This window comes from Cupriavidus pauculus (genome assembly GCF_008693385.1).
GTDB lineage: Bacteria > Pseudomonadota > Gammaproteobacteria > Burkholderiales > Burkholderiaceae > Cupriavidus > Cupriavidus pauculus_D.
The window spans coordinates 19,331-42,127 of sequence record NZ_CP044065.1 but is presented as its reverse complement, the minus strand read 5'-3'; the positions used below and the strand labels follow the sequence as shown (position 1 = coordinate 42,127).

The 22,797-nt window shown below is 66.1% G+C and carries 20 protein-coding genes; 12 read left to right on the top strand and 8 right to left on the bottom strand.

Annotated features, from left to right (window positions below):
• Positions 1 to 1,267: 1,267 nt before the first annotated feature.
• From FOB72_RS00200 to FOB72_RS00185, 4 genes are all read left to right on the top strand, one after another.
• Complete coding sequence (locus FOB72_RS00200; protein ID WP_150370691.1) at positions 1,268 to 1,732, top strand: DUF2147 domain-containing protein; 465 nt, start codon at positions 1,268 to 1,270, stop codon at positions 1,730 to 1,732.
• Between the two features lie 127 nt (positions 1,733 to 1,859).
• A complete protein-coding gene (locus tag FOB72_RS00195) occupies positions 1,860 to 2,846 on the top strand; it encodes a Bug family tripartite tricarboxylate transporter substrate binding protein (RefSeq protein WP_150370690.1) in 987 nt (328 codons plus the stop codon).
• A gap of 208 nt (positions 2,847 to 3,054) precedes the next feature.
• Positions 3,055 to 4,446 carry a GntP family permease gene (locus tag FOB72_RS00190; RefSeq protein WP_150370689.1) on the top strand — a complete coding sequence of 464 codons (1,392 nt, stop codon included), beginning with the start codon at positions 3,055 to 3,057 and terminating at the stop codon, positions 4,444 to 4,446.
• A gap of 21 nt (positions 4,447 to 4,467) precedes the next feature.
• Complete coding sequence (locus FOB72_RS00185; RefSeq protein WP_150370688.1) at positions 4,468 to 5,301, top strand: aldo/keto reductase; 834 nt, start codon at positions 4,468 to 4,470, stop codon at positions 5,299 to 5,301.
• A 15-nt stretch (positions 5,302 to 5,316) separates the two neighbouring features.
• Here the strand turns inward: FOB72_RS00185 and FOB72_RS00180 are convergent, their stop codons facing one another.
• Positions 5,317 to 5,808, bottom strand: coding sequence for a hypothetical protein (locus tag FOB72_RS00180; protein ID WP_150370687.1), 492 nt, complete (start codon positions 5,806 to 5,808; stop codon positions 5,317 to 5,319).
• Positions 5,809 to 6,040: 232 nt separating this feature from the next.
• Between FOB72_RS00180 and FOB72_RS00175 the strand changes: the two genes are divergently transcribed.
• Entirely contained in the window at positions 6,041 to 6,640 is a 600-nt protein-coding gene (locus tag FOB72_RS00175; RefSeq protein ID WP_150370686.1) for a YSC84-related protein, read from the top strand.
• 156 nt (positions 6,641 to 6,796) lie between these two features.
• Positions 6,797 to 7,729, top strand: coding sequence for a recombination-associated protein RdgC (locus FOB72_RS00170; protein ID WP_150370685.1), 933 nt, complete (start codon positions 6,797 to 6,799; stop codon positions 7,727 to 7,729).
• Positions 7,730 to 7,742: 13 nt separating this feature from the next.
• Here FOB72_RS00170 and FOB72_RS00165 read toward each other — a convergent pair whose 3' ends face one another.
• The gene (locus FOB72_RS00165) at positions 7,743 to 8,699 is read right to left on the bottom strand and encodes a zinc-binding alcohol dehydrogenase family protein (protein WP_150370684.1); all 957 of its coding nucleotides are present in this window, start codon (positions 8,697 to 8,699) and stop codon (positions 7,743 to 7,745) included.
• A 206-nt stretch (positions 8,700 to 8,905) separates the two neighbouring features.
• Here FOB72_RS00165 and FOB72_RS00160 point away from each other — a divergent pair, with 206 nt between their 5' ends.
• Together FOB72_RS00160 and FOB72_RS00155 are read left to right on the top strand one after the other, a co-directional pair.
• Positions 8,906 to 10,111, top strand: coding sequence for an NnrS family protein (locus FOB72_RS00160; protein ID WP_150370683.1), 1,206 nt, complete (start codon positions 8,906 to 8,908; stop codon positions 10,109 to 10,111).
• A 75-nt stretch (positions 10,112 to 10,186) separates the two neighbouring features.
• Positions 10,187 to 11,188: a LysR family transcriptional regulator gene (locus tag FOB72_RS00155; RefSeq protein ID WP_150370682.1), complete on the top strand. Its 1,002-nt coding sequence runs from the start codon at positions 10,187 to 10,189 to the stop codon at positions 11,186 to 11,188.
• Here the strand turns inward: FOB72_RS00155 and FOB72_RS00150 are convergent.
• On the bottom strand, positions 11,145 to 11,972 hold the full coding sequence (locus FOB72_RS00150; RefSeq protein WP_150370681.1) for an IclR family transcriptional regulator: 828 nt from the start codon (positions 11,970 to 11,972) through the stop codon (positions 11,145 to 11,147). The two genes, FOB72_RS00155 and FOB72_RS00150, sit on opposite strands and share 44 nt — an antisense overlap.
• 82 nt (positions 11,973 to 12,054) lie before the next feature.
• Between FOB72_RS00150 and FOB72_RS00145 the strand changes: the two genes are divergently transcribed.
• From FOB72_RS00145 to FOB72_RS00130, 4 genes are read left to right on the top strand one after another with little or no spacing between them, the layout of a single operon-like run.
• A complete protein-coding gene (locus FOB72_RS00145) occupies positions 12,055 to 13,044 on the top strand; it encodes a tripartite tricarboxylate transporter substrate binding protein (protein WP_150370680.1) in 990 nt (329 codons plus the stop codon).
• A gap of 10 nt (positions 13,045 to 13,054) precedes the next feature.
• A complete protein-coding gene (locus tag FOB72_RS00140) occupies positions 13,055 to 14,545 on the top strand; it encodes a class I adenylate-forming enzyme family protein (protein ID WP_150370679.1) in 1,491 nt (496 codons plus the stop codon).
• A gap of 14 nt (positions 14,546 to 14,559) precedes the next feature.
• Positions 14,560 to 15,369 carry a citryl-CoA lyase gene (locus tag FOB72_RS00135; protein WP_150370678.1) on the top strand — a complete coding sequence of 270 codons (810 nt, stop codon included), beginning with the start codon at positions 14,560 to 14,562 and terminating at the stop codon, positions 15,367 to 15,369.
• Positions 15,366 to 16,190 carry an SDR family NAD(P)-dependent oxidoreductase gene (locus FOB72_RS00130; protein ID WP_150370677.1) on the top strand — a complete coding sequence of 275 codons (825 nt, stop codon included), beginning with the start codon at positions 15,366 to 15,368 and terminating at the stop codon, positions 16,188 to 16,190. Before FOB72_RS00135 ends, FOB72_RS00130 begins: the two co-directional genes overlap by 4 nt.
• Positions 16,191 to 16,211: 21 nt before the next feature.
• Here the strand turns inward: FOB72_RS00130 and FOB72_RS00125 are convergent, their stop codons facing one another.
• The 5 genes from FOB72_RS00125 to FOB72_RS00105 form a co-directional block, all read right to left on the bottom strand.
• Positions 16,212 to 16,634, bottom strand: a complete 423-nt coding sequence (locus FOB72_RS00125) for a type II toxin-antitoxin system VapC family toxin (protein ID WP_150370676.1) — start codon at positions 16,632 to 16,634, stop codon at positions 16,212 to 16,214.
• A gap of 449 nt (positions 16,635 to 17,083) precedes the next feature.
• Positions 17,084 to 17,656, bottom strand: coding sequence for a DUF2239 family protein (locus FOB72_RS00120; protein ID WP_150370675.1), 573 nt, complete (start codon positions 17,654 to 17,656; stop codon positions 17,084 to 17,086).
• A 95-nt stretch (positions 17,657 to 17,751) separates the two neighbouring features.
• Entirely contained in the window at positions 17,752 to 18,057 is a 306-nt protein-coding gene (locus tag FOB72_RS00115; RefSeq protein ID WP_150370674.1) for a DUF4148 domain-containing protein, read from the bottom strand.
• 195 nt (positions 18,058 to 18,252) lie between these two features.
• Positions 18,253 to 19,434, bottom strand: coding sequence for a ribonucleotide-diphosphate reductase subunit beta (locus FOB72_RS00110; RefSeq protein WP_150370673.1), 1,182 nt, complete (start codon positions 19,432 to 19,434; stop codon positions 18,253 to 18,255).
• A gap of 121 nt (positions 19,435 to 19,555) precedes the next feature.
• A complete protein-coding gene (locus FOB72_RS00105; RefSeq protein WP_150370672.1) occupies positions 19,556 to 22,498 on the bottom strand; it encodes a ribonucleoside-diphosphate reductase subunit alpha in 2,943 nt (980 codons plus the stop codon).
• Between the last annotated feature and the right edge of the window lie 299 nt (positions 22,499 to 22,797).

Here is a 22,797-nt window from a genome sequence, read left to right as displayed (position 1 = left end):
GGCAATCGTCAGGGGGTAGTTCGCCCACCCCGTTACTGGGCTACAGGACACTGCACGCGTTTTTGAAAGCCAGCTCGGCTCGTTCTGCGTCAAAGTTCTGGTGCTCCTTGGCTACCCGTTCGACTACCCGCCCTACTGTCTGCGTATTGCTACTGCCTGCGTCTCACGATCTGCTGCCTGCGTTCGTCTGCTTGTGTTCGTATGCTTGCATTCGTCCGCTTGCATCATCCGCTTGCATTCGTTCATCGCGACTTCTTGCTTCTTGCTTCGTGTCTCGATGCTCGCTGCAATGAAGTGAGACGCTTGTCAAGGCGAATCATAATTCGTTTGTTCGATGATGTTAAGAAAAAAGTGCAAAAAAACTTGCGCGTGCGAACGACTCCAACTAGATCTCGCATCGCGTCGACGCGTCGGCATCATCGAACCACCTGTTGCTCTCGACTTCCATCACTGCGTCGAAGTTCCTTTCGTCTCTCGATTTCGGTTCTCGATGGCGCGCGATTTTCACTGCCGCTTATCTCGCCGGCGCACCGCGCGACGACCGCACGCGATACCACGCGCATCGCGCGAGACACCCTCGACATGCACTCGCTACATTGCGATGCGTCTCCCCGAGACCCGCATGAACAGTGCGTTTGCGGGAAACACAAACGCCGTTGGCCCACGTCGCGCACACGTCGCGAGCGACGCGCGGCGAGCGTGCTTCGGCGACGGTCGCGCGCCTCGGCGGGCATCGCGCGAACGCTCTGGCATCGATGCGCACGCAGCGCGCGCGCATGCGTCCGACGATCGCGACGACGCATGCACGGTCGCGCGCTCGCGCGTCGCCGATGAGTGATGCGTCAACGCAACGGTTTGTCACAACCTCATGCCAACTTCGTGCGATCGGACACCGTCGGCGCATGGGCTGGACCGCGTCGATGGACATCGGCGGTCGACGCGCGGCATGCGATGCGGGCATTTGCGAGGTCAGACTTCGATCGCTGCCGCGTCGATCGCTACCGTCGATGTCTGTCGTCCAGGCACCGACAGAGAAACCTCCCCGATGCGTCGTCTGTCTTTTCTCGGTGCAACGCGACGCGACGCTTAGAGGAATACTTCGGCTCGCGGTTTGTTGCATGACAAAAAACGGCACATCCCGCGTGCACGCTGCCTCCGCGGGACGCGCGCGCTCACGTGCTGGTGCGTACGCAAACGTTCGTTGGTGATTGCAGGGATCCGCGCGCGCCGTTAGATTGGCGTCGCCAGATAACCCAAGGAGATAGCAATGCGCACCCTGACACCCCGAGCCCTTCTGCGCGCGAGCCTGTTCACGCTCGCGCTGGCCGGCAGCGCCGCCGCGTTCGCGCAGGCGACACCGGCCGGCATGTGGAAGACCATCGACGATGCCACCGGCAAGCCGCGCGGCCTGATCGAGATCACCGAGAAGGAAGGCGTGTACAGCGGCAAGCTCGTGCGCAGCCTCGTGGAGAGCACCGACACCAAGGTGAAGGTCTGCGACAAGTGCACCGACTCGCGCAAGGACCAGCCCATCATGGGCATGACGCTGCTGACGGGCCTGCGGAAGACGGGCGACAACGAGTGGACCGGCGGCGAGATCCTCGACCCCGAGACCGGCAAGCTCTACAAGTGCAAGATGTCGCTCGCCGACGACGGCAAGAAGCTCAACGTGCGCGGTTTCATCGGCATCAGCCTGATCGGCCGCACCCAGACCTGGGAACGCGATCAGTAACGCGCCGGGCGCGCGTCACCGCATGCGGGCAAACCCGCATCGCGCGCGCCGCCCCATCACAGGCAATTGACAGGCTGCTTCGGTAAGATCGGATCTCCGACCATTCCACAACTACCGGAGACACCTGATGCGCCTATGCTCCTCGCGCGCCACGCTGCTGGCCGCCGCCTCGCTTTTCGCCACGCTCGCCTCCGCCACGCTCTCCCCGGCGGCATCCGCCGCCGAGACGTGGCCAGGCCATGTCATCAAGTTCGTCGTACCGTTCACGGCCGGCGGCGCCAACGACCTCGTCGCGCGCGCCGCGGCGGAAGCGGTCGGCAAGCGCCTCGGCCAGCCCGTCATCATCGAGAACCGCCCCGGTGCCGGTGGCGTCGTCGGCGCCGACTATGTCGCGAAGGCCAAGCCGGACGGCTACACGTTCCTCGTCGGCGCGGTGGGCACCGTCACCAACAGCCTCATCCGCACCAAGATGCCGTACGCGCCGGACGACCTCATCCCGGTGTCGCTGATCGCGGTGAGCCCGTCGGTGATCGTGGCCACGCCCTCGCTGCCGGTGAACAACCTCAAGGAACTCATCGAGTATTCGAAGAAGCAGAAAGGGGCGAACTTCGCCACGGCCGGCAGCGGCAGCACGCCGCACTTCGTTGAAGAGATGCTCAAGGAGAAAGGCGCGGACCTCGTCGTGGTGCCTTACAAGAGCGGATCGGAAAGCATCGCCGCAGTCATCGGCGGCCAGGTCGCCGCGACGTCGGAAGCCAGCGTCGTGGTCCTGCCGCAGATCAAGGCAGGCAAGCTCAAGGCGCTCGGCGCGACGTGGGACAAGCGTATGAGCGCGGCGCCGAACATCCCGACCACCGCCGAGCAGGGCCTTGCCGATGTCCATATCGGCCACTGGGCCGGCGTCTTCGCGCCCAAGGGCACCGACCCGGCCATTCTGAAAAAACTCAACAGCGAAATGACGGCCGCGATGCAGACGCAGGAAACGCGCGATCGCCTGCTGCCGAACGGCATCGAACCGGCCGGTGGCTCGCAGGAGAGTTTCATCGCGTTCATCAAGTCCGAGCGCGAGCGTCTGGGCCGCATCGCGAAGAACGCGAACATGCAAGCCGACTAGAATCGTCTATATATAGATGTCGCCGCGGCCCGCTTCGAGCGGGCCGCTTGCATTACCAGCGGCCATCACAATTTGTTACGGCCCCGGGGCTGTCCTCGCACCTGCGCTCATGGCTGTCAATCGGACCTATGTTTGACGCACGTGGCGGACACAATCCTCGGGGCTGTGGCAGAGTGCCCGGGCTGCAATCCCCATATCTGGAGACCTCATGTCGTTCCTCATCGTGTTGGCGGCGCTCGCCTTCCTGATGTTTGCCGCCTACCGCGGCTATAGCGTGATCCTGTTTGCGCCCATCGCGGCGCTCGGCGCCGTCCTGCTGACCGAACCGGCGGCCGTGGCCCCCGTGTTCTCGGGCATCTTCATGGAGAAGATGGTCGGCTTCGTCAAACTGTACTTTCCGGTGTTCCTGCTCGGCGCGGTGTTCGGCAAGGTCGTCGAGCTCTCCGGCTTCTCCGAGTCGATCGTCGCGGCGGCCATCCGCTATATCGGACGCTCGCGCGCGAATGCGGTGATCGTGGCCGTCTGCGCGCTGCTGACGTACGGTGGCGTGTCGCTGTTCGTGGTGGTGTTCGCGGTCTATCCGTTCGCGGCCGAGCTCTACCGCCAGAGCAATATTCCCAAGCGCCTGATGCCCGGTGCGATCGCGCTGGGCGCGTTCTCGTTCACGATGGACTCGCTGCCCGGCACGCCGCAGATCCAGAACATCATTCCCACCACGTTCTTCAAGACCACGTCATGGGCCGCGCCGATCCTCGGCGTCGCCGGTTCGCTGTTCATCATCGTCGTGGGCCTGTCGTACCTCGAATGGCGCCGCCGCGCGGCAATGGCGCGTGGCGAGGGCTATGGCACGAACCTGCTCAACGAGCCGCAGCACAGCGAGGGCGGCAAGCTGCCTCCGCCGCTGCTGGCGCTGCTGCCGCTCGTGGTGGTCGGCGTGGCCAACTTCTGGCTCACGCGCATGATTCCGCTCTGGTACGGCGAGTCGAACAGCGTGTCGTTACCCGGCCTGCCGCATCCGATCGAAACCAAGATCGCGGGCGTGACGGCGATCTGGGCCGTCGAGGGCGCGCTGCTGCTGGGCATTCTCGTGGTGCTGGTCACGGCGTTCGGCGCGGTCCGCACGCGCTTCGCGGACGGCACCAAGAGCGCCGTTTCCGGGGCATTGCTGGCCTCGCTGAACACGGCCTCGGAGTACGGTTTCGGTGGCGTCATCGCGGCGTTGCCGGGCTTCCTCGTGGTCAGCGATGCGCTGCGCAGCATCCCGAATCCGCTTGTCAACGCGGCAGTGTCGGTGAGCACGCTGGCTGGTATCACGGGCTCCGCATCGGGCGGCATGAGCATCGCGCTCGCGGCGATGTCGGACGCGTTCATCCAGGGCGCGCAGGCCGCCCATATCCCGCTCGAGGTCCTGCATCGCGTGGTGTCGATGGCCAGCGGCGGCATGGACACGCTGCCCCACAACGGCGCCGTGATCACGCTGCTCGCGGTCACGGGCCTGACGCACCGCGAGTCCTACCGCGATATCTTCGCGGTGACCGTCATCAAGACGCTCGCGGTATTCTTTGTGATCTCGGTCTACTACACGACCGGGCTGGTTTGAACACAACGACGGAGGCCGGACATGAAACAAGTCGCGTTACCAGGCGGCGAACAGGTGCCGGCACTCGGCATGGGGACGTGGCATGTCGGAGATCACGCCCACACGCGCGCCGAAGAAATCGCCACGCTGCAACTTGGGCTCGATCTGGGCCTGCGGTTGATCGATACCGCCGAGATGTACGGCGAAGGCGCGTCGGAGTCGCTGGTCGGCGAGGCCATCCGCGGCCGGCGTGACGAGGCGTTTCTGGTCAGCAAGGTGTATCCGCACAACGCCAGCCTCGATGGCGCCGTGGCCGCGTGCGAGCGCAGCCTGCGCCGGCTCGGCACGGACCGTCTCGACCTGTACCTGCTGCACTGGCGCGGTGGCGTACCGCTCGAGGAAACCATCGAGGCGTTCCTGCGGCTGCAGGCGGCCGGCAAGATCCGGCATTTCGGGGTAAGCAACCTCGACCTCGCCGATATGGAAGAACTGTGGGAGGTACCGGGCGGCAACCGGGTCGCGGTGAACCAGCTGCTCTACAACCTGAGCCGGCGCGGCATCGAGTACGACCTGTTGCCGTGGCTGCGCGAGCATGGCGTGCCCGTGATGGCGTACTCGCCGATCGAGCAGGCGCGCCTGCTGCGCCAGCCCGCGCTGCGCGCGTTCGCGGACCGGTATGGGATGACGCCGGCGCAGGCCGCGCTGGCCTGGCTGCTCCAGTTCGACGACGTCGTCGCGATACCGAAGACCGCTCAGCGCGAGCGGCTGCGCGAGAACATGCGCGCGCTCGATATCGTGTTCACCCCGCAGCAGTTGACGGAGCTCGACGGGATCTTCCCACCGCCACGCGGGCCCGAGCCGCTGGCGATGCTGTAGGGCGACGCGGTCGTCCTAGCGCTGGCCTGCTTCGTAGCGCTGGCGCTCGACGTACTGCGTCAGGTAGCTACGCGCCTTCTCGCGCGTGTCGTTGGTCACGCGATCGGCGGCCTGCCGCGCGCTGGCCTTGCCATGCGACGACGACATCTGCGCCGAGAGGTAGTCCTGGAACGCGTCGTGCATCGTGGACAGCTGCGACTTGCACGCGTCGATCGCGCCCGCGGCCACGTCCTTCGACGTGCCCTTGGCGCTCAGGTTGGCCTTTGCGCGATCCTGCACGCAATCCATGTACTGGGCGCGCTGCTTCAGCCATGCCGCATCGGCGCCCGGCGCCGTGGCCGGACCTGGCGCAGCCGCCGCGGCCTCGGCGCTGGCGGCCGTCGCGCTCTCGCCCGGCGCCTTCGAGGACGAACAGGCGGCGAGCGACAGCACGGCCACGGCGCTCAGCGATGCGAGCGCGGCGGCGCGATGACGGGAAGGAAGGCGTGTGCGGATCGATTGAATCATGGGGGCGTCTCGGAGGGCGATCTCGGGGATCGTTGAAGGATGAAAAAGCGTATCAGCAGCCTGCATTGTTTCAAACCATCGCCAGATTTTTGCAAGTAATTGCAAGAAAGTATGTCTGTGCTTGTCAGAGGCGAACCCTGTCCGTGTCAGACAAGATCGCATTGGCGGATGTGCGTCGTACGCCTATGCTGTAGAGGCGGTTGCAACACACGAACCCCTCCTGGAGGAAACAATGAAACGTAGAACCTTCCTGTCCGCCGGCGGCGCCGGCCTCGTGGGCATCTCTGGCCTGTCCCTGGGCGCGCTGTCGCTCGCGGGGTGTACCACCACTGGTCCCGACGCAACGTCCGACAAGGCCGCCAAACGGCGTGAGATCGACGCAGGCGCGACGGATACGCTAAACCGGCTGTACAGCTCTGTCCGCGGCTCCCAGGAGCTTGCCAACCGCGCCCGCGGCATTCTGGTGTTCCCGAAACTGCTGTCGGCAGGTTTCGTGGTCGGCGGCGAATACGGCGACGGCGTGCTGCGCTCGGGCGGCGCCAACCGTGGCTACTATCGCGCCATCTCGGGCTCCATCGGCTGGCAGATCGGCGCCCAGTCGAAGGCATTCGTCCTGATGTTCATGACCCAGGACGCGTACCAGAAATTTGTGAACAGCAGCGGCTGGACGGCCGGCGCGGATGCCACCGTGGCACTTGCCACCATCGGCGCCAACGGGCAGCTCGACACCAACACGGCACAGCAGCCGATCGTCGGCTTCGCGCTGACCAACGCGGGCCTGATGGCTGGCCTGAGCCTCGAAGGGACGAAGATCTCGAAGCTCGACATCTGACGAAAGTCAGCGGTCGCACACTTCAGGATCCGGTGAACGGGACACTGCGGCAACGCCGCGGCGTCCCGTTTTTTTGGCGCGTTTTTCTGGATGGTTCGCCCGAGCGGATAGAATTCGACCCTTTCTCCTTTCGCCAGAGACCGGCGCCGAATTCACATGTGGTTCAAGAATCTTCAGCTGCACCGCTTCTCCGCCCCGTGGACGCTGAGCGCGGAAGAGGTGGAAGCCTGCCTCGCCAAACACGCATTTTTCCCCGGGACCAGCCTGGAACCCCAGACGCAGGGATGGGCCGCCCCCCGCGATAACGGCCCCCTCGTGCACTGCGTCAACCAGCAGATGCTGCTGCTGTTGCGCACCGAGAAGAAGCTGCTGCCCGCCACGGTGGTCAATCAGGTCACCAAGGCCCGCGCGGCGGAGCTCGAGGAACAGCAGGGCTTCAAGCCCGGCCGCAAGCAATTGCGCGAACTCAAGGAGCAGGTCACCGACGAACTGCTGCCGCGCGCGTTCAGCATCCGACGCGACACGCGCGTGTGGATCGACCCCGTCAACGGCTGGCTCGCGATCGACGCGGCCGGCGCCGCCAAGGCCGACGAAGTGCGCGGCATGCTCTTCAAGGCCATCGATCCGCTGCCGCTGGTCGGCCTGCACGTGAACCAGTCGCCGGTGGCGGCGATGACCGAATGGCTCGCCTCGGACACCGCACCGGCGGGTTTTACGATCGACCAGGAGATCGAGCTCCAGTCGAGCGCCGAGAGCAAGGCCACCGTCCGCTACGTGCGCCATCCGCTCGACCCCGAAGATCTGCAGCGTCATATCGCCGCGGGCAAGCGCTGCACACGCCTGGCCATGACGTGGAACGACCGCGTGTCGTTCGTGATGACCGAATCGCTCGCGATCAAGCGCGTGGCGCCGCTCGACGTCATCAAGGAGCAGAACGACGCGACCGCGCGTGACGAGGACGAACGCTTCGATGCCGACTTCGCGCTGATGGCGGGCGAGCTCGCGCAGCTGCTCGGCGATATCACCGATGCGCTCGGTGGCGAGCGGCAGGTGGAGGAGCGCAAGGCGGAGGAGCGCAAGGCCGCCTGACGCGCAGCGGTCGTTATCCCACCCGTACCACGACCGCCCGCTCCCTGTCCGACGCCTGCGCCCGCGCCCAGGCGTCGGCGATATCGGTCAGCGGCATGACCTCGGCATCGGCGCGCAACGCGCCGGTGGCCACATGCCCCAGGATCTCCTCGATCATCGTTTCCAGTTCGCGTAGGGACGGACGATTGCCGGGACCATCGCCCATCAGCTGAATCGGCGCGTCGCGCAGGTGCGCGCCCGCGAGTTCGATCGGCCCTTCCATCAGTTCGCCTGTCGAGACGATGCGCACCCCCCGTTCACCGGGATCGGACGTCACCGAGAGCGAGGCGATCAGCACCTCCGAGATCGGTCCCCAGATGAAATCCACCACAACGTCGATGCCGCCCACGGCATGGCTTGCGAAGGCCTCATGCAGATGCGTCGGCGGCAGCCGCAGGTCGATGACGGCGTCCGCGCCCAGCGCTTCCAGTTCGGCCGTCCCGCGGCCGGCGACGACGACGCGCGCCGCGCCGAGCAGTCGCGCGGCCCGTACCGTCATCTGGCCCAGCGGCCCCGAGGCCCCCACCACCAGCACGGTCTCGCCGGGGGCGATCCGCGCGCGCCAGCGCAGCGGCAGCCAGGCCATCAGCGCCCGATCGACGATCGCCGCGGCCGTCACGTTGTCCACGTCGTCCGGGATCATCGCTACGCACCGCGCGGGTGCCAGCGCGGCCAGCGCACCATAGGGCGCGCGCACGCCGGTGAAGTAGACGCGCTCGCCGGTGTCGAGGTAACCCACGCCATCGGTCCCGCAGATCGCGGGCAGCACCAGCGGGCTGCAATGATGATGGCCCCGCGCGAGCGCGAGGTCGTGCGGCTTGATCGCCGCCGCGGCCACGCGGACGAGCACTTCATCGGCACCGGCCAGGGGTTCGGCGAAGGTATCGAGGCGGGGGAGATCCCCCAGACGGTGAATCACAGCGGCAAGCATCCCGGTCACTCCAAGCAGGGTCGAAGTGCACGATCGTAGAAGCGGATGGGCCGCTTGTATGTGAGCAGATTCTGAAATCTTTCGGAGCGATTTAAGACATCTACGACGAGAAAATGCGCGCCATTGCCGCTGTTTTCTCACTTATGTTGCATAACAAATATATCTTTACTAGAATCGACGACATACGACTCACCACACCGCGTGCCATGTCGATCTCGATTCCCATCCCGTCTCCCGCCCAACGGAATCCGCGTTACCGTGGCCATCCCGCGCTCGCGCTGGGCTTCCGTCCGTTCTACCTGCTGGCCGCCGCGTTCGGCACGATCGCCATCGCCATGTGGGTGCTCCTCTATCTCGGCGGGTGGCAGCCGTCCGCGCAACCGTGGACCGGCACGATGCTCTGGCACGCGCACGAAATGGTGTTCGGATTCGCGGCCGCCGTGGTGGTCGGGTTCCTGTTCACCGCGGGCAGGAACTGGACGGGTCTGCAGACGCCGCAAGGGATCTGGCTCGGCACGCTGGCGGGGCTATGGACGCTCGCGCGCGTGCTGATGTGGACCGGGCCCGCGTGGCTCGCCATCGCGGTGGACGCGGCGTTCCTGCCCGCCTGCGCGCTGAGTTTCTTTATCGTGCTGCGGCGCGCGGACAATCGCCGGAATTACGGCCTGGCCATCGCGCTGGGCGTCCTGGGCGCACTCGACGCGGGGTTCCATGCCGCCATGCTCGCCGGCCGCGCCGATATCGCGCTGCGGCTCACCGAAGCGGCCACGGGACTCGTGACCGTCTTCATCACCGTTATCGGCGGCCGCGTGATACCGATGTTCACCGCCAACGCGATCGCGGACGCGAGCATTCACCGGTACGCGTGGGTCGAACGTTCCGTCGTCGTGCTGACCCTGCTTTCGATTGGCGCCCACAGCGCGCACGCGCCCGCGTGGCTGACGATACCGCTGGCGGCCGCAGCGGCGGCGGTCCATGCGGTCCGCCTCGCGGGCTGGGCCCCGCTGCGCACACGCCGCACGCCGATCGTCGCCATGCTCCATGTCGCGTACGCCTTTCTGCCGATCGGCTTCGCGCTGATCGCCGCCGCATCGGCGGGCTGGGTGGACCGCTCCACCGCCTTGCATGCGCTGACCGCAGGCGCCATCGCCTGCGCGATCCTCGCGATGATCACGCGCACCGCGCTCGGCCATACGGGCCGCAGGCTCGCCACCGGACGTCTCGAACATGTGGCCTATGCGTGCATCGCGCTGGCCGCCCTGCTTCGCGTGGCCGTGCCCGCCGTCCTCCCCGTCTTCAAGGCCTACGCCATCGCCGGCGCCGGCGTGCTCTGGATCGCCGCGTTCGTGCTGTATCTGATCCGCTACACGCCGTGGCTGCTGCGCCCGCGCGTGGACGGCAAGGAGGGCTGAGCAGCGCTATCCGCGTTGCACGCTTTCTGCGAAAAACGACGATAATCGGCGAGCTTCTTGCAATGGAATTTCACAATGAGCGAGCCGGATTTCCAGTCGCTACGCCTGTTCATGCGCGTGGCGGAGACCCAGAGTTTCACCGCCGCCGCCGATGCCTCGGGCATCTCCGTCTCGGCGGCCAGCTATGCCGTGCGCACGCTCGAGGCGCAGCTCGGCGCGCGCCTGTTCAACCGCACCACGCGCAGCGTCAGCCTGACCGAGGCCGGCAGCGCGTTCATGGATCGCGTGGCGCCGCTGCTCGAGGAACTGCAGCTGGCCATGCACGACGTGTCGGTGGCGTCGAACGTGTCGATGGGCACGCTGCGCCTGAACATCCCATCCACCGCCAGCCGCCTGATCATCGAGCCGCTGCTGGGCCGCTTTCTGGCCGCCCACCCCAATATCAGCCTCGACGTCGCCGTCGATAACAGCCTCGTCGATATCGTCACCAAGGGCTTCGACGCGGGCATCCGTTTCGACAGCGTGCTCGGCGACGACATGGTGGCCATACCGCTGATCGCCTCGGTACCGTTCGTTGTCGTGGCATCGCCCGAGTACGTGGCCGCGCGGGGCGTGCCCCGGCATCCGCGGGACCTGCTCAAGCACGAGTGCATCAACTATCGCAGCGCGGACAGCGGCGCGCTCTACCGGTGGGAGTTCGAGGACCGGGGACAGGACAAGGGCAAGCCGCAGCGCCTCGCGGTGACCGGACGCGTGTCCTCGAACGATACGGCGCTCCTGCTGCGCGCAGCCTGCGACGGCTATGGCTTTGCCTATCTGGCGAAGGAGTCGGCGGGCGCCGCGCTTGCCGAGGGCCGGCTCGTCGAGGTGCTGCAGGGCTGGACCTCGCCCGCCGCGCTCTACCTCTACTACTACAACCGCGCCGCGATGCCGATGAAGCTGCGCGTGTTCATCGACTTCGTGCAGGCGGAGATCGGCCGGCCCGAACTGCCGCTGCGCGCGGGGGCGGTCAAGCCGAAACGCAAGCCCCGGTCTACAGTCCGCCAGGCAGCAGCGCGCCCACAGACTCGCGCATGACACGCGCGATCAGCTGCTGACGCTCGCGCGGCATCCGCGCGAGCGTCGTCGCCACGCTGATGCCGGCCACGGGCTCTCCATCGGCGTTGGAGATGGCCATGCCCACCGCGAGCACGTTGCGCGTAGCGTGATTGCCGATGACCGACCATCCGCGCTCGCGCGTCGCCCGCACGAGAATGCGCATGCGATCGGGCGTCATGCCGTTGTACTGACCAAGCGCATCGGCGTTGGCCGCCATGATCTCGCCGACCGTGGCATCGGGTAGCGCCGACAACAGTGCGAGCCCCGCCGCGCCGACGCCGAGCGGCTGCCGCGTGCCCACCTGAATCACCAGCACCTGCACCGGATGCGTGCCGACGTGCCGCGCCACGCATTGCGAAAGCGGCCCGTCGCGCACGATGGCGAATGCCGCGTCGCCGCATGCCTGGCTGACGCGCGAGAGCACCGGGCGAATGCGCTCGGCCACGTCCGTCGATGCCTGCCGCTGCGGCATCGCGGCGAGGCGCGGGCCCGTGACGTAGCGAAAGCGCCCGCGCGGCGCCACGTAGCCCGCCTCGATCAGCGTCGCCAGTAGCCGGTAGACCGTGGGCCGTTCGAGGCCCGCCACGCGGCACAGATCCACGACACGCAGCCCTTCTCGGCCACCCGCGAGAATCGCGTCGAGCAGGGTCAGTCCGCGCCGCAACGCGCGGGTGCCCTCCTCGGGCATGGCCTCGGCCGGGTCCGTGGTGCGGGGCACAACGTCCGCCTGGCGGACGTTTCTGGTGGCAGTGCGAGAAGGCATGGGAAAGAATTTCCACGTCGACGATGCAGTCCGCAGTATAGAGACGGACGCGCGCGATTGGCATTCCATCCAGGAGACAACCATGACCTTCCGATCCGTCCGGACCTTACTGCTGGCCGCCGCGATATCCGGCAGCCAGCTCGTCGCGGCCCAGCCCGCTCACGCCCAGGCGCCCGCATGGCCGACCAAGCCCGTACGGCTCGTGGTCGGCTATGCCGCCGGCGGCGCCACCGACGTGCTTGCGCGGCTCGTCGCCGTCAAGCTCGGCGAGAACCTCGGCCAGCCCGTGGTCATCGACAACCGCGCGGGCGCCAACAGCAACGTGGGCGCCGAGGTGGTCGCCAAATCGCCGCCGGACGGCTACACGCTCTACGTCTACACGATCGCCAACACGATCAACGCCACGCTCTACGAGAAGCTCGGCTACGACCCGGTCAAGGACTTCGAGCTTGCGGGCATGATCGCCAAGATTCCGAACGTGCTCGTCGTGAATCCCAAGCTGCCCGTCAACACGGTGGCCGAGTACATCCGCTTTGCGAAGTCGTCGCCGAACGGCGTCACGTTCGCGTCGTCGGGCGCCGGTTCTTCCATCCATCTGTCCGGCGAGATCTTCCGCATGCGCAGCGGCAGCAACATGCTGCATGTGCCGTATCGCGGCAGCGCGCCGGCCGTGACCGATCTGCTCGGCGGCCAGGTGCAGTCGATGTTCGACAACACGCCCTCCGCCATGCCGCACATCAAGGCGGGCCGCCTGCGCGCGATCGCGATCACCAGCGCGCAACGTTCGTCGCTGCTGCCCGACGTGCCGACGGTCGCCGAGTCCGGTTTTCCGGGCTTCGATGTCCAGTCGTGGTTCGCCATCGCCGCGCCGGCCGGCACCCCGCGGCCAATCGTCGACAAGATCAACGCCGCGCTCAACAAGGCGCTGGCCACGCCCGACGTGCGGCAGCGCATGCAGGAACTCGTGGCCACGCCCGAGCCGGGCACCCCCGAGCAATGCCGCGCGTTCGCGCTCTCCGAGATCAAGCGCTGGCACGATGTCGTGCAGGAGTCGGGCGCGCGCGTCAACTAAGGAACCATTTATGCTACCGATCGATTTCTTCTGGCGCGCCGCGGATCGCTGGCCCGACAACATCGCCATCGATGCGCCGGACGGCACCGTGACCTATCGCGTGCTGGCCGGACGCGTCGCCGCGCTGGCCACGGCGTTCCAGGCACGCGACCCCGCGCCGCAGAGCCGTGTCGGCATCTGCGCGGGCAACTCCACCGCGCATCTGACCGCGCTGCTGGCCGTGCTCGCGAGCGGCAAGATCTGGGTGCCACTGAACCCCAAGAGCACGCAGTTCGAACTGCGCCGCATCGTCGATGCGACCGAGCCGTCGATCCTCGTGTTCGACGAGGACTGCGCCGCGCTGCTCGATGGCGCGCCGGGCCAGCGCGTGACGACCGCCGGGCTCGATGCGGAGATCCTCCCGCACACGGGCGCCCCGCGCCCCCTGCTGTCGCTCGATCGCGATGCCACGCAGGCCATCAAGTTCACGGGCGGCACCACGGGCGCGCCCAAGGGCGTCATGCAGCCGTATCGTGCGTGGGTGGCGAACATCGTCAACCAGATCCACGTGTGGGGTTTCGACGAAAACGATCGCTACGTCGTGGCCGCGCCCGTCACGCATGGCACGTCGACCTACGTCGTGCCGATTCTGGCGCAGGGCGGCTGCCACGTGATCATGGACGGCAGCGGCGCGGAAGCGGTCCGTACCGCGTTTCGCGAGCGTGGCGGCTCCATCGCGTTCATGCCGCCGACGCTGATCTACATGCTGATGGCATTGCCGGGCGCATCGCGCGGCGACTATCCGCGGCTGCGGCGGCTGATCTATGGTGGCGCGCCGATGCCCGCGGAGAAGCTGCGCGTCGCGCGCGAATTCTTCGGCCCCGTGATGGCCACCACTTATGGCCAGACCGAGGCACCGCAGCTGCTCACGGTAATGCGGCCCGAGGACTTCGAGGATCCCGCCAATCTCGCGTCGGTGGGCCGCACCACGTGGTTCAGCGATGTCGCGATCATGTCGCCCGAAGGCGCGCTGCTGCCCACGGGCGAGGTCGGCGAAGTCGTCGCGCGCGGCGACCTCGTCATGACGGGCTACTGGCGGCTGCCAGAACTCACCGGCAAGACGATCGTCGATGGCTGGCTGCATACGGGAGACCGCGGGCTGATCGACGAACGCGGGTATCTCTACCTCAAGGACCGCCTGCGCGACGTGGTGATCACGGGCGGCTTCAACGTCTATCCCATCGACGTGGAGAACGCGCTGGGCCAGCACCCGGCCGTGCACGAGAGCGCGGTGTTCGGCATTCCCGACGACAAGTGGGGCGAAGCCGTTCAGGCCGCCGTGCAGTTGCGCGAGGGAAGCACCGCGACCGAAGACGAACTGATCGCGTTCGTGCGCGCGCGGCTCGGACCCGTGCAGACGCCCAAGCGCATTCACTTCCATACCAGCCTGCCGCGCTCGACCGTCGGCAAGGTACTCAAGACCTCCGTGCGCGAGCTCGCGCTCGCCCGGAACGCTGCCTGAAGGAGACCCGATCCATGGCACAACACGATACCCCCGTTACCCGTCTCTGCACCCACACGCTCACGAGCCTGCATTACCGCGATGCCGATCTGGTCGAGGACCTGCTGGGCAAGAAGACCTTCACCGAAGTGATGCTGATGCAGATCCTCGGCCGCGAGCCGCGCGCGGTCGATATGCGCATCACCGACGTCGTGCTGATCGTGCTGATGGAGCATGGCCTCACGCCTAGCGCGATCGCCACGCGGCTGATCTACATGAGCGCGCCCGAGAACCTGCAGGGCGCGGTGTCCGCTGGCCTGCTCGCGGTCGGCAGTTCGTTCGTGGGGACGATGGAGAACTGTTCGCAGCTGCTCGACCGGATTCTTGCCGCCGAGGATCCCGATGCGGAGGCGCTCGCCATCGCGCGTCACTACAAGGGCCTGAAGAGCCCGGTTCCCGGTTTCGGCCACCATCTGCACAAACCCGTCGATCCGCGCGCCTACAAGCTGCTCGAACTCGGGCGTGCGGAGCCGGATCTCGATGGCCGGCATATCCGCGCGCTCGAACGCCTGTCCACGGCGGTGGACGAGGTTGCCGGCCGGCCGATCACGATCAATGCCACGGGCGCGGTGGCCGCGCTGCTCGGCGAAATCGGCGTGCCCACGGCCGTGATGCGCGGCTTCGCGGTGATCTCGCGCGCGGCGGGACTCGTGGCGCATATCGTCGAGGAACAGCAGAGCCCGTCGGGCCGGTTTATCTGGGACACCGTCGAGCACGCGATTCCCTATGTGGGCGAAGGTGGCAAAGCGGGCGGCAACGCGGCTGGAAAGGAGCGTGGCGGATGACGGCGCCCACTGCATGGCCGGTGGGGCTGGGGCTGTCCGATCGCACGGTATTCGTCGCGGGCGGTGGTTCGGCCGGCCCCGGCTGGAGCATCGGCCGCGCGGCGTGCGTCACCTACGCGCGCCTGGGCGCCCGCGTCTGCGTCGCCGACCGTGATCGCGCGTCGGCCGAGGAAACCGCCGCGATCATCCGCGACGAGGGCGGCACGTCCGATACGTTCGTCGGCGATATTGCCGACGAGGCCGACGTGGTGCGTATGTTCGCCGAAGCGAAGTCGCGCTTCGGCGTCATCGACGTGCTTCACCACAACGTTGGCATCGGCAAGACCGGCGGCCCGCTCGACACGAAGCTCGAGGACTTCGACCTCGCGCAATCGGTCAACGTGCGCAGCCTGCTGCTGGCCTCGCGTCAGGTCCTCCCCGACATGGTCGAACAGGGCCGCGGCGCGATCATCGCGATCTCGTCCGTCGCGGGCATGCGCTACCTTGGATACCCGCACCTGTCGTACTGCGTGACGAAGGCCGCCGTGATCCAGTTCACGCGCATGCTGGCCCAGCAATACGCGGCCAACGGCATCCGCGCCAACACGGTGGTGCCCGGCCTGATCGATACGCCCCGCATTGCCAACACGGTCGCAAAGATGTTCTCCGAAACCAGCCTCGACGAGGCGCGCGCCGCCCGCGCCAGACAGGTCCCGCTCGGCCGTATGGGCACCGCATGGGATGTGGCCAACGCCTGCGCGTTCCTGGCCTCCGATGCCGCCGCCTACGTCACGGGCACGGAGCTGGTGGTCGATGGCGGGCTGACGGGGAAGTTTGCGTGAGCCGCAGGACGATCGTCACCGCTATCCCGCACCGTTATGGCCACGTGTAACGATCGTCCAGTCTTCGACGCTTAAACCAGGGTACGCAAAGTCCTTCGTGTTGTTCGTCACCACCATGACCTTCCGGTCGATTGCATGGGCGGCAATCAGCTTGTCCATGGCGTCGGCCTTTCCCTTCGGTCGCGCGGCCCGTACTGGCGCGTAGGCCTTCGCGGCAGACGCGCTCCACGACAGCACCGGCAGTTTGTCCAACAGCCTGCGAAGCGCCTTGCGGGAGGCCATAGGATTCGCCGACACGCTGACCCCGTACTCCAGTTCCGCCAGCGTGACTGCCGAAACCACGACGTCTCCCTCACCACATTGCGCGAGCCGCCGTGCCACCTGCTCTGGGTGGTTCTTCATGAGGAAGATGCACATGTTCGTGTCGAGCATGTACTTCGCCATCAGAGCGGCTCCCTTTCTTCATGCCGCAGGGGTTCCCGGCCATGCTGCATGAAGTCTGCAGGGAAGGCGGCGAAGAGATCCAGCAGGTATGCCAGCCCGCCACGCAGGTCTGCGGTATCGCCCGCGCAGGGAGCGCGCGTGGTCGAATCCCCTTCTCCGGGGACTGCTGCGCCAGGGACTGCTGCGCTTGGAGCTGCTGCGCTTGGGGCTGCTGCGCTAATAGGATCAGCGATGTTTGTTTGCGCCATGATTGACTCCAGACAGTCGGGGGCGACTTCCATGCCTGACCGAGGCATCGCGGGCCTATTACCGCTCTCCCTCGATCCAGCGTCACCATTCCAACACAGTCGCCATCGCTCCATCACCCCGCCAACTCCCCATTTACGTATCTCTTGATCTATCGCTACCCGCTGCGACTTTCAGACTCCTCTCATAGCCATTCGTCCGATCTACCGCGCAAACGCTCCCGCCGCCAGCTTCCGCGCGTGCTCGCGCAGGTCTTTGGGCCATTGGCGGCTCAGCGTCATGAAGCGCTCGCGGTCGGCGGCGTATAGCGCGCGGGAGGCGTCCTCGTAGCCGGGCTGGTTGCCGAGCATCACGGACATGAAGCGGTCCGCGGTTTGCTGCGCGCGGCGCCGGTCGGCTTCGGGCGAGGTGCTCGCGGCATCGACGAGCCGGCGCAAGGCGGCCGACGCTCCGCCGGGCTGGTCGCCGAGCCATTCCCAATGGCGCGGCAACAGCGTGACCTCGCGCGCCGCGACGCCAAGGGATGGCCGTCCCGCGCGCTTGCGGGCGCTGTCCGTGCCGGTGGGCTCGGGCGCCGCCAGTCGCGCGGCGATGTCCGCATCCGAGCCGCGCAGATCGAAATCGATCTGCCGGCCGGTGACATCGTCGAAGGCCAGCATCGTCGCGTCGGATCCGGCCGCCACGGCGTCCCGGATCGCGAGCGCGACGTCCAGATAGGTGCCACTGGCCAGCCGCCGGTCGCCGGCAAAGGCCGTGGCCTGTTGAGGGGATGACATCGATACCTCCACGCATTGAACGATGCGTGGATTTTATCCGGGTGAAATACGGGATGTCAATTACACCCGGGTGAAATAAAACGACGTCCGTCCACTCAGCCTGCCGACGCCGGCTGCGCGGCCTTCGCCTGCTCCGCCGCACGATGCTTCGCCTCGACCTTGCGCTGCGCGCGCTGCAGCGACTCCGGGAAATTGTCGTCGAGCAGGTCGTAGCCCACCGCGCGCAGCTCCTGCAGCTCGTGCATCAGGCTGGCATGCGTCACCGGCGATGCATCGCGATCGGCCCCGGCTGCGGCATCGGCCGCATGCGCCGAGAACGAGACCGCCGCGGCACCGGCAAACGCCACAGCCGTGGCAAGGGCACGCAACCGTGCGGAAGTGCTGAACGTGTTGTGTTGCATGATGGGCTCCTGAAGTCGCTGGGTATCGCGATCATTGCGATGCGTGACTTCAGTCTAGGAACGCCCCGCTCCCCGGCATTGACGATCCGTCTCGACGATTTGCCCGATCGTCTCAACTCGCCGGGACGCGCCCAAACAAAAACGCCCCCTGCGGGCAGGAGGCGTTTTCGTCAGCGAGGCTGGCTGGGATTGAACTCAATCCCAGGACAGCGCCCCACCCGTCTGATACTCGATCACGCGGGTTTCGAAGAAGTTGCGTTCCTTCTTCAGGTCGATCATCTCGCTCATCCACGGGAACGGGTTCTCTTCGTTCGGGAACAGCTGTTCGAGGCCGATCTGCTGGCAGCGGCGGTTGCAGATGAACCGCAGGTACGACTTGAACATCGGTGCGTTCAGGCCCAGCACGCCGCGCGGCATCGTGTCCTCGGCGTAGCGATACTCGAGGTCCACCGCTTCCTTGAACAGCTCGGTGATCTCGGCCTTGAACTCGGCGGTCCACAGATGCGGGTTCTCGAGCTTGATCTGGTTGATCAGGTCGATACCGAAATTGCAATGCAGCGACTCGTCGCGCAGGATGTACTGGTACTGCTCGGCAGCGCCCGTCATCTTGTTCTGGCGGCCCATGGCCAGGATCTGCGTGAAGCCCACGTAGAAGAACAGGCCTTCCATGATGCAGGCGAACACGATCAGCGACTTCAGCAGCTTCTGGTCGTTCTCCGGCGTGCCGGTCTTGAACGACGGATCGGTCAGCGTGTCGATGAACGGAATCAGGAACTCGTCCTTCGCGCGGATCGACGCGACTTCGTGATACGCGTTGAAGATCTCGGCTTCATTGAGGCCGAGCGACTCCACGATGTACTGGTAGGCGTGCGTGTGGATGGCCTCTTCGAAGGCCTGGCGCAGCAGGTACTGGCGGCACTCGGGCGCCGTGATCTGGCGGTACGTGCCCAGCACGATATTGTTGGCGGCCAGCGAGTCGGCCGTGACGAAGAAGCCTAAGTTGCGCTTGATGATGCGGCGCTCGTCCTCGGTCAGGCCGTTCGGATCCTTCCACAGCGCGATGTCCCGCGACATGTTGATTTCCTGCGGCATCCAGTGGTTCGCGCAGCCGGCGAGGTACTTCTCCCACGCCCACTTGTACTTGAACGGAACCAGCTGGTTGACGTCGGTGGAACCGTTGATCACGCGCTTGTCGGCAGCGTTCACGCGGCGCGAGCTCTGCGCGGCGGCGGCGTTCGGGTTGTCGCCGAGGATGCCCGGCTGCGTGGCGGCCGGGGGCAGCACACCCTGCTCGTCCGCCGTGCGGATGGCGGGTTGCAGGGCCGGCTGCGGTGCGGCCTGAGGCGTGGCTTGAGCGTCGTCTTCCCAGCTCAGCATAGTGTTTCTCCGATTGTTTGCGTCGCGCGCGTATGGCGCTCAGGGTGCATCGATGGGTGCATCGATGTGTGCACCGAGGGGTGCGCGGGGCCGGCGCGAAACCGGCCCCGCATGGCAATGCTTACTGGCAGGCCTCGCACTCGTCGAAGCCAGGGTCGCCCGGGCGCATCGTGCAGACCGCGCCGTCGGCTTCCGGCATCGCCGGCGCCGAGGCCGCTGCCTTGTCGAGTGCCGAAACACCGCCGTTGTCAGCGCCCGACGACACCGCATTCAGCGAACCGCGCGTCACGGTGGACTTTTCCACGTGCGTCGCGGCCACGGTGCGCAGGTAGTACGTGGTCTTCAGACCGCGCACCCACGCCAGCTTGTAGGTGTCGTCCAGCTTCTTGCCCGACGCGCCGGCCATGTAGATGTTCAGCGACTGCGCCTGGTCGATCCACTTCTGGCGGCGGCTGGCGGCTTCCACGAGCCACGTCGGTTCCACTTCGAACGCGGTGGCGTAGATGTCGCGCAGATCCTGCGGAATGCGATCGATACGGGCCAGCGAACCGTCGAAGTACTTCAGGTCGGCAACCATCACCTCGTCCCACAGGCCACGGGCCTTCAGGTCGCGAACCAGGTAATCGTTGACCACCGTGAACTCGCCCGACAGGTTCGACTTCACGTACAGGTTCTGGAACGTCGGCTCGATGCAGGCGGACACGCCGATGATGTTCGAGATCGTTGCCGTCGGCGCGATCGCGATGCAGTTCGAGTTACGCATGCCGTGCTGCTTGATGCGGGCACGCAGCGAATCCCAGTCCATCGTCGAGGACAGGTCCACGTCGAGGTAACCGCCACGCTCTTCGGCCAGCAGCTTCAGCGAGTCCTGCGGCAGGATGCCGCGATCCCACAGCGAACCCGTGTACGTGCTGTAGCGGCCGCGCTCTTCGGCCAGTTCGGTCGAAGCCTGGTACGCGTAGTAGCACACCGCTTCCATCGACGTGTCGGCGAACTTCACCGCGGCATCGCTCGCGTACGGCACGCGCTGCACGTGCAGGCAGTCCTGGAAGCCCATGATGCCCATGCCGACCGGACGATGGCGCAGGTTGGAATTGCGCGCCTTGTCCACGGCGTAGTAGTTGATGTCGATCACGTTGTCGAGCATGCGCATCGCGGTGCGGATGGTCTTCTGCAGCTTGTCGTGATCGAGCACGTACGAACCGTCGGCCTGCTGCTTCAGGTGCGCGACCAGATTGACCGAGCCCAGGTTGCAGACGGCGATTTCGCTGTCGTTCGTGTTGAGCGTGATCTCCGTGCAGAGGTTCGAGCTATGCACCACACCCACGTGCTGCTGCGGGCTGCGGATGTTGCACGGATCCTTGAACGTGATCCACGGATGGCCGGTCTCGAACAGCATGCCCAGCATCTTGCGCCACAGCTGCACGGCCGGAATCTTCTTGAACAGCTTGAGCTCGCCGCTGGCAGCCTTGGCTTCGTAGCCGAGGTAGGCGGTCTCGAAGGCCTTGCCCACCTTGTCGTGCAGGTCCGGGCAGGTGGCCGGCGAGAACAGCGTCCAATCGCCGCCCTCCATCACGCGCTTCATGAACAGGTCCGGAATCCAGTTGGCCGTGTTCATGTCGTGCGTGCGGCGACGGTCGTCACCGGTGTTCTTGCGCAGCTCGAGGAATTCCTCGATGTCCAGGTGCCACGTCTCCAGGTACGCGCACACCGCGCCCTTGCGCTTGCCGCCCTGGTTCACGGCCACGGCCGTGTCGTTGACCACCTTCAGGAACGGAACCACGCCCTGGCTCTTGCCGTTGGTGCCCTTGATGTGCGAACCCAGCGCGCGCACGTTGGTCCAGTCGTTGCCCAGACCGCCGGCGAACTTCGACAGCAGCGCATTTTCCTTCAGCGCTTCGTAGATGCCCTCGAGGTCGTCCGACACCGTGGTCAGGTAGCACGAGGACAGCTGCGAACGGCGCGTGCCCGAGTTGAACAGCGTCGGCGTGGACGACATGAAGTCGAACGACGACAGCAGCTGGTAGAACTCGATCGCGCGCGCTTCACGGTCCTTCTCTTCGAGCGCCAGGCCCATGGCCACGCGCATGAAGAAGGCCTGCGGCATCTCGATGCGCGTCTCGTCCACGTGCAGGAAGTAGCGGTCGTACAGCGTCTGCAGGCCGAGGTAGTTGAACTGGAAGTCGCGCGAGGCGTCCAGCGCCGCGCCCAGGCGGGCCAGGTCGTACGTGGCGAGCTTCTCGTCGAGCAGTTCGGCTTCGATGCCGCGCGCGATGAACTTCGGGAAGTACTCGACGTAGCGGGCGGCCATTTCGGCCTGCGTCACTTCGGCGCCGAGGATTTCCTTGCGGATCGTGTGCAGCAGGATGCGGGCGGTCACCTGGCTGTACGCCGGGTCCTTCTCGATCAGCGTACGGGCGGCCAGGATGGCCGAGTCGTAGACCTGAGTCAGCGGCACGCCGTCGTACAGGTTCTTGAGCGTTTCCTTCAGGATCGGCTCGGCGCTCACGCCTTCGCCCAGACCGCTGCAGGCGGTGTCGATCAGTTCGTGCAGCGCGACCAGGTCCAGCGGACGCACGACACCGGCATCCATCACGTTGACGGCCACGCCGCCGGCTTCCTGCACGCGGGCCACGGCCTGCGCGTTGGCTTGCGCACGTTCCTGCGAACGCTTCTCGCGATACAGCACGTACGCACGGGCCACCTCATGTTCGCCCGAACGCATCAGCGCCAGTTCCACGTGGTCCTGCACGTCCTCGATATGGAACGTGCCGCCGTTGGGACGGCTGCGCAGCAGCGCGCGCACCACGGAACCGGTCAGTTGTTCCACCAGCTCGCGCACACGCGCGGAAGCGGCACCGGTACCGCCGTTGACGGCCAGGAAGGCCTTGGTCACGGCGACGGAAATCTTGCTCGGCTCGAACGCCACGACGGCGCCATTGCGGCGGATGATCTTGTAGTCCTGGTAACCCGTTCCCGCAGCGGCGGAGGTGGACTGCGACGTGCCGGCTGCACCGACAGCGCTCGATACGCCAGTGGCGAGTTCGTTCTGGGCCGTTTGCATGAGGTAGTTCCCCTTGTATTTGGAAGTGACAAAGTCCCTAGCAAAATGCGCTTCAGAAGACACTCTCGGTTCCGGCTTTGCCGGGCGAGAACCCAACTGCACTGGCGATCATTCTGCTAGGGACTCTGGTATTGCCCCGACCCGGTCCGCTGCAGAGGCGCTGGCGGCACATTCGGCTCGCGCTCACACCTCACATTGGGGTCGGTCCCTTGAGAGGACCACTAGATATTGTGGTCGTCTCGAAAAACTGGGCTAAGTATAGTGAATCGTTGGCGGATGAACAGTCTTGACAACGGGTG

Bases quoted from the DNA above. Each gene is read 5' to 3' on its own strand.
- FOB72_RS00200 (WP_150370691.1), top strand. From the start codon at position 1,268: ATGCGCACCCTGACACCCCGAGCCCTTCTGCGCGCGAGCCTGTTCACG.
- FOB72_RS00195 (WP_150370690.1), top strand. From the start codon at position 1,860: ATGCGCCTATGCTCCTCGCGCGCCACGCTGCTGGCCGCCGCCTCGCTT.
- FOB72_RS00190 (WP_150370689.1), top strand. From the start codon at position 3,055: ATGTCGTTCCTCATCGTGTTGGCGGCGCTCGCCTTCCTGATGTTTGCC.
- FOB72_RS00185 (WP_150370688.1), top strand. From the start codon at position 4,468: ATGAAACAAGTCGCGTTACCAGGCGGCGAACAGGTGCCGGCACTCGGC.
- FOB72_RS00180 (WP_150370687.1), bottom strand. From the start codon at position 5,808: ATGATTCAATCGATCCGCACACGCCTTCCTTCCCGTCATCGCGCCGCC.
- FOB72_RS00175 (WP_150370686.1), top strand. From the start codon at position 6,041: ATGAAACGTAGAACCTTCCTGTCCGCCGGCGGCGCCGGCCTCGTGGGC.
- FOB72_RS00170 (WP_150370685.1), top strand. From the start codon at position 6,797: ATGTGGTTCAAGAATCTTCAGCTGCACCGCTTCTCCGCCCCGTGGACG.
- FOB72_RS00165 (WP_150370684.1), bottom strand. From the start codon at position 8,699: ATGCTTGCCGCTGTGATTCACCGTCTGGGGGATCTCCCCCGCCTCGAT.
- FOB72_RS00160 (WP_150370683.1), top strand. From the start codon at position 8,906: ATGTCGATCTCGATTCCCATCCCGTCTCCCGCCCAACGGAATCCGCGT.
- FOB72_RS00155 (WP_150370682.1), top strand. From the start codon at position 10,187: ATGAGCGAGCCGGATTTCCAGTCGCTACGCCTGTTCATGCGCGTGGCG.
- FOB72_RS00150 (WP_150370681.1), bottom strand. From the start codon at position 11,972: ATGCCTTCTCGCACTGCCACCAGAAACGTCCGCCAGGCGGACGTTGTG.
- FOB72_RS00145 (WP_150370680.1), top strand. From the start codon at position 12,055: ATGACCTTCCGATCCGTCCGGACCTTACTGCTGGCCGCCGCGATATCC.
- FOB72_RS00140 (WP_150370679.1), top strand. From the start codon at position 13,055: ATGCTACCGATCGATTTCTTCTGGCGCGCCGCGGATCGCTGGCCCGAC.
- FOB72_RS00135 (WP_150370678.1), top strand. From the start codon at position 14,560: ATGGCACAACACGATACCCCCGTTACCCGTCTCTGCACCCACACGCTC.
- FOB72_RS00130 (WP_150370677.1), top strand. From the start codon at position 15,366: ATGACGGCGCCCACTGCATGGCCGGTGGGGCTGGGGCTGTCCGATCGC.
- FOB72_RS00125 (WP_150370676.1), bottom strand. From the start codon at position 16,634: ATGGCGAAGTACATGCTCGACACGAACATGTGCATCTTCCTCATGAAG.
- FOB72_RS00120 (WP_150370675.1), bottom strand. From the start codon at position 17,656: ATGTCATCCCCTCAACAGGCCACGGCCTTTGCCGGCGACCGGCGGCTG.
- FOB72_RS00115 (WP_150370674.1), bottom strand. From the start codon at position 18,057: ATGCAACACAACACGTTCAGCACTTCCGCACGGTTGCGTGCCCTTGCC.
- FOB72_RS00110 (WP_150370673.1), bottom strand. From the start codon at position 19,434: ATGCTGAGCTGGGAAGACGACGCTCAAGCCACGCCTCAGGCCGCACCG.
- FOB72_RS00105 (WP_150370672.1), bottom strand. From the start codon at position 22,498: ATGCAAACGGCCCAGAACGAACTCGCCACTGGCGTATCGAGCGCTGTC.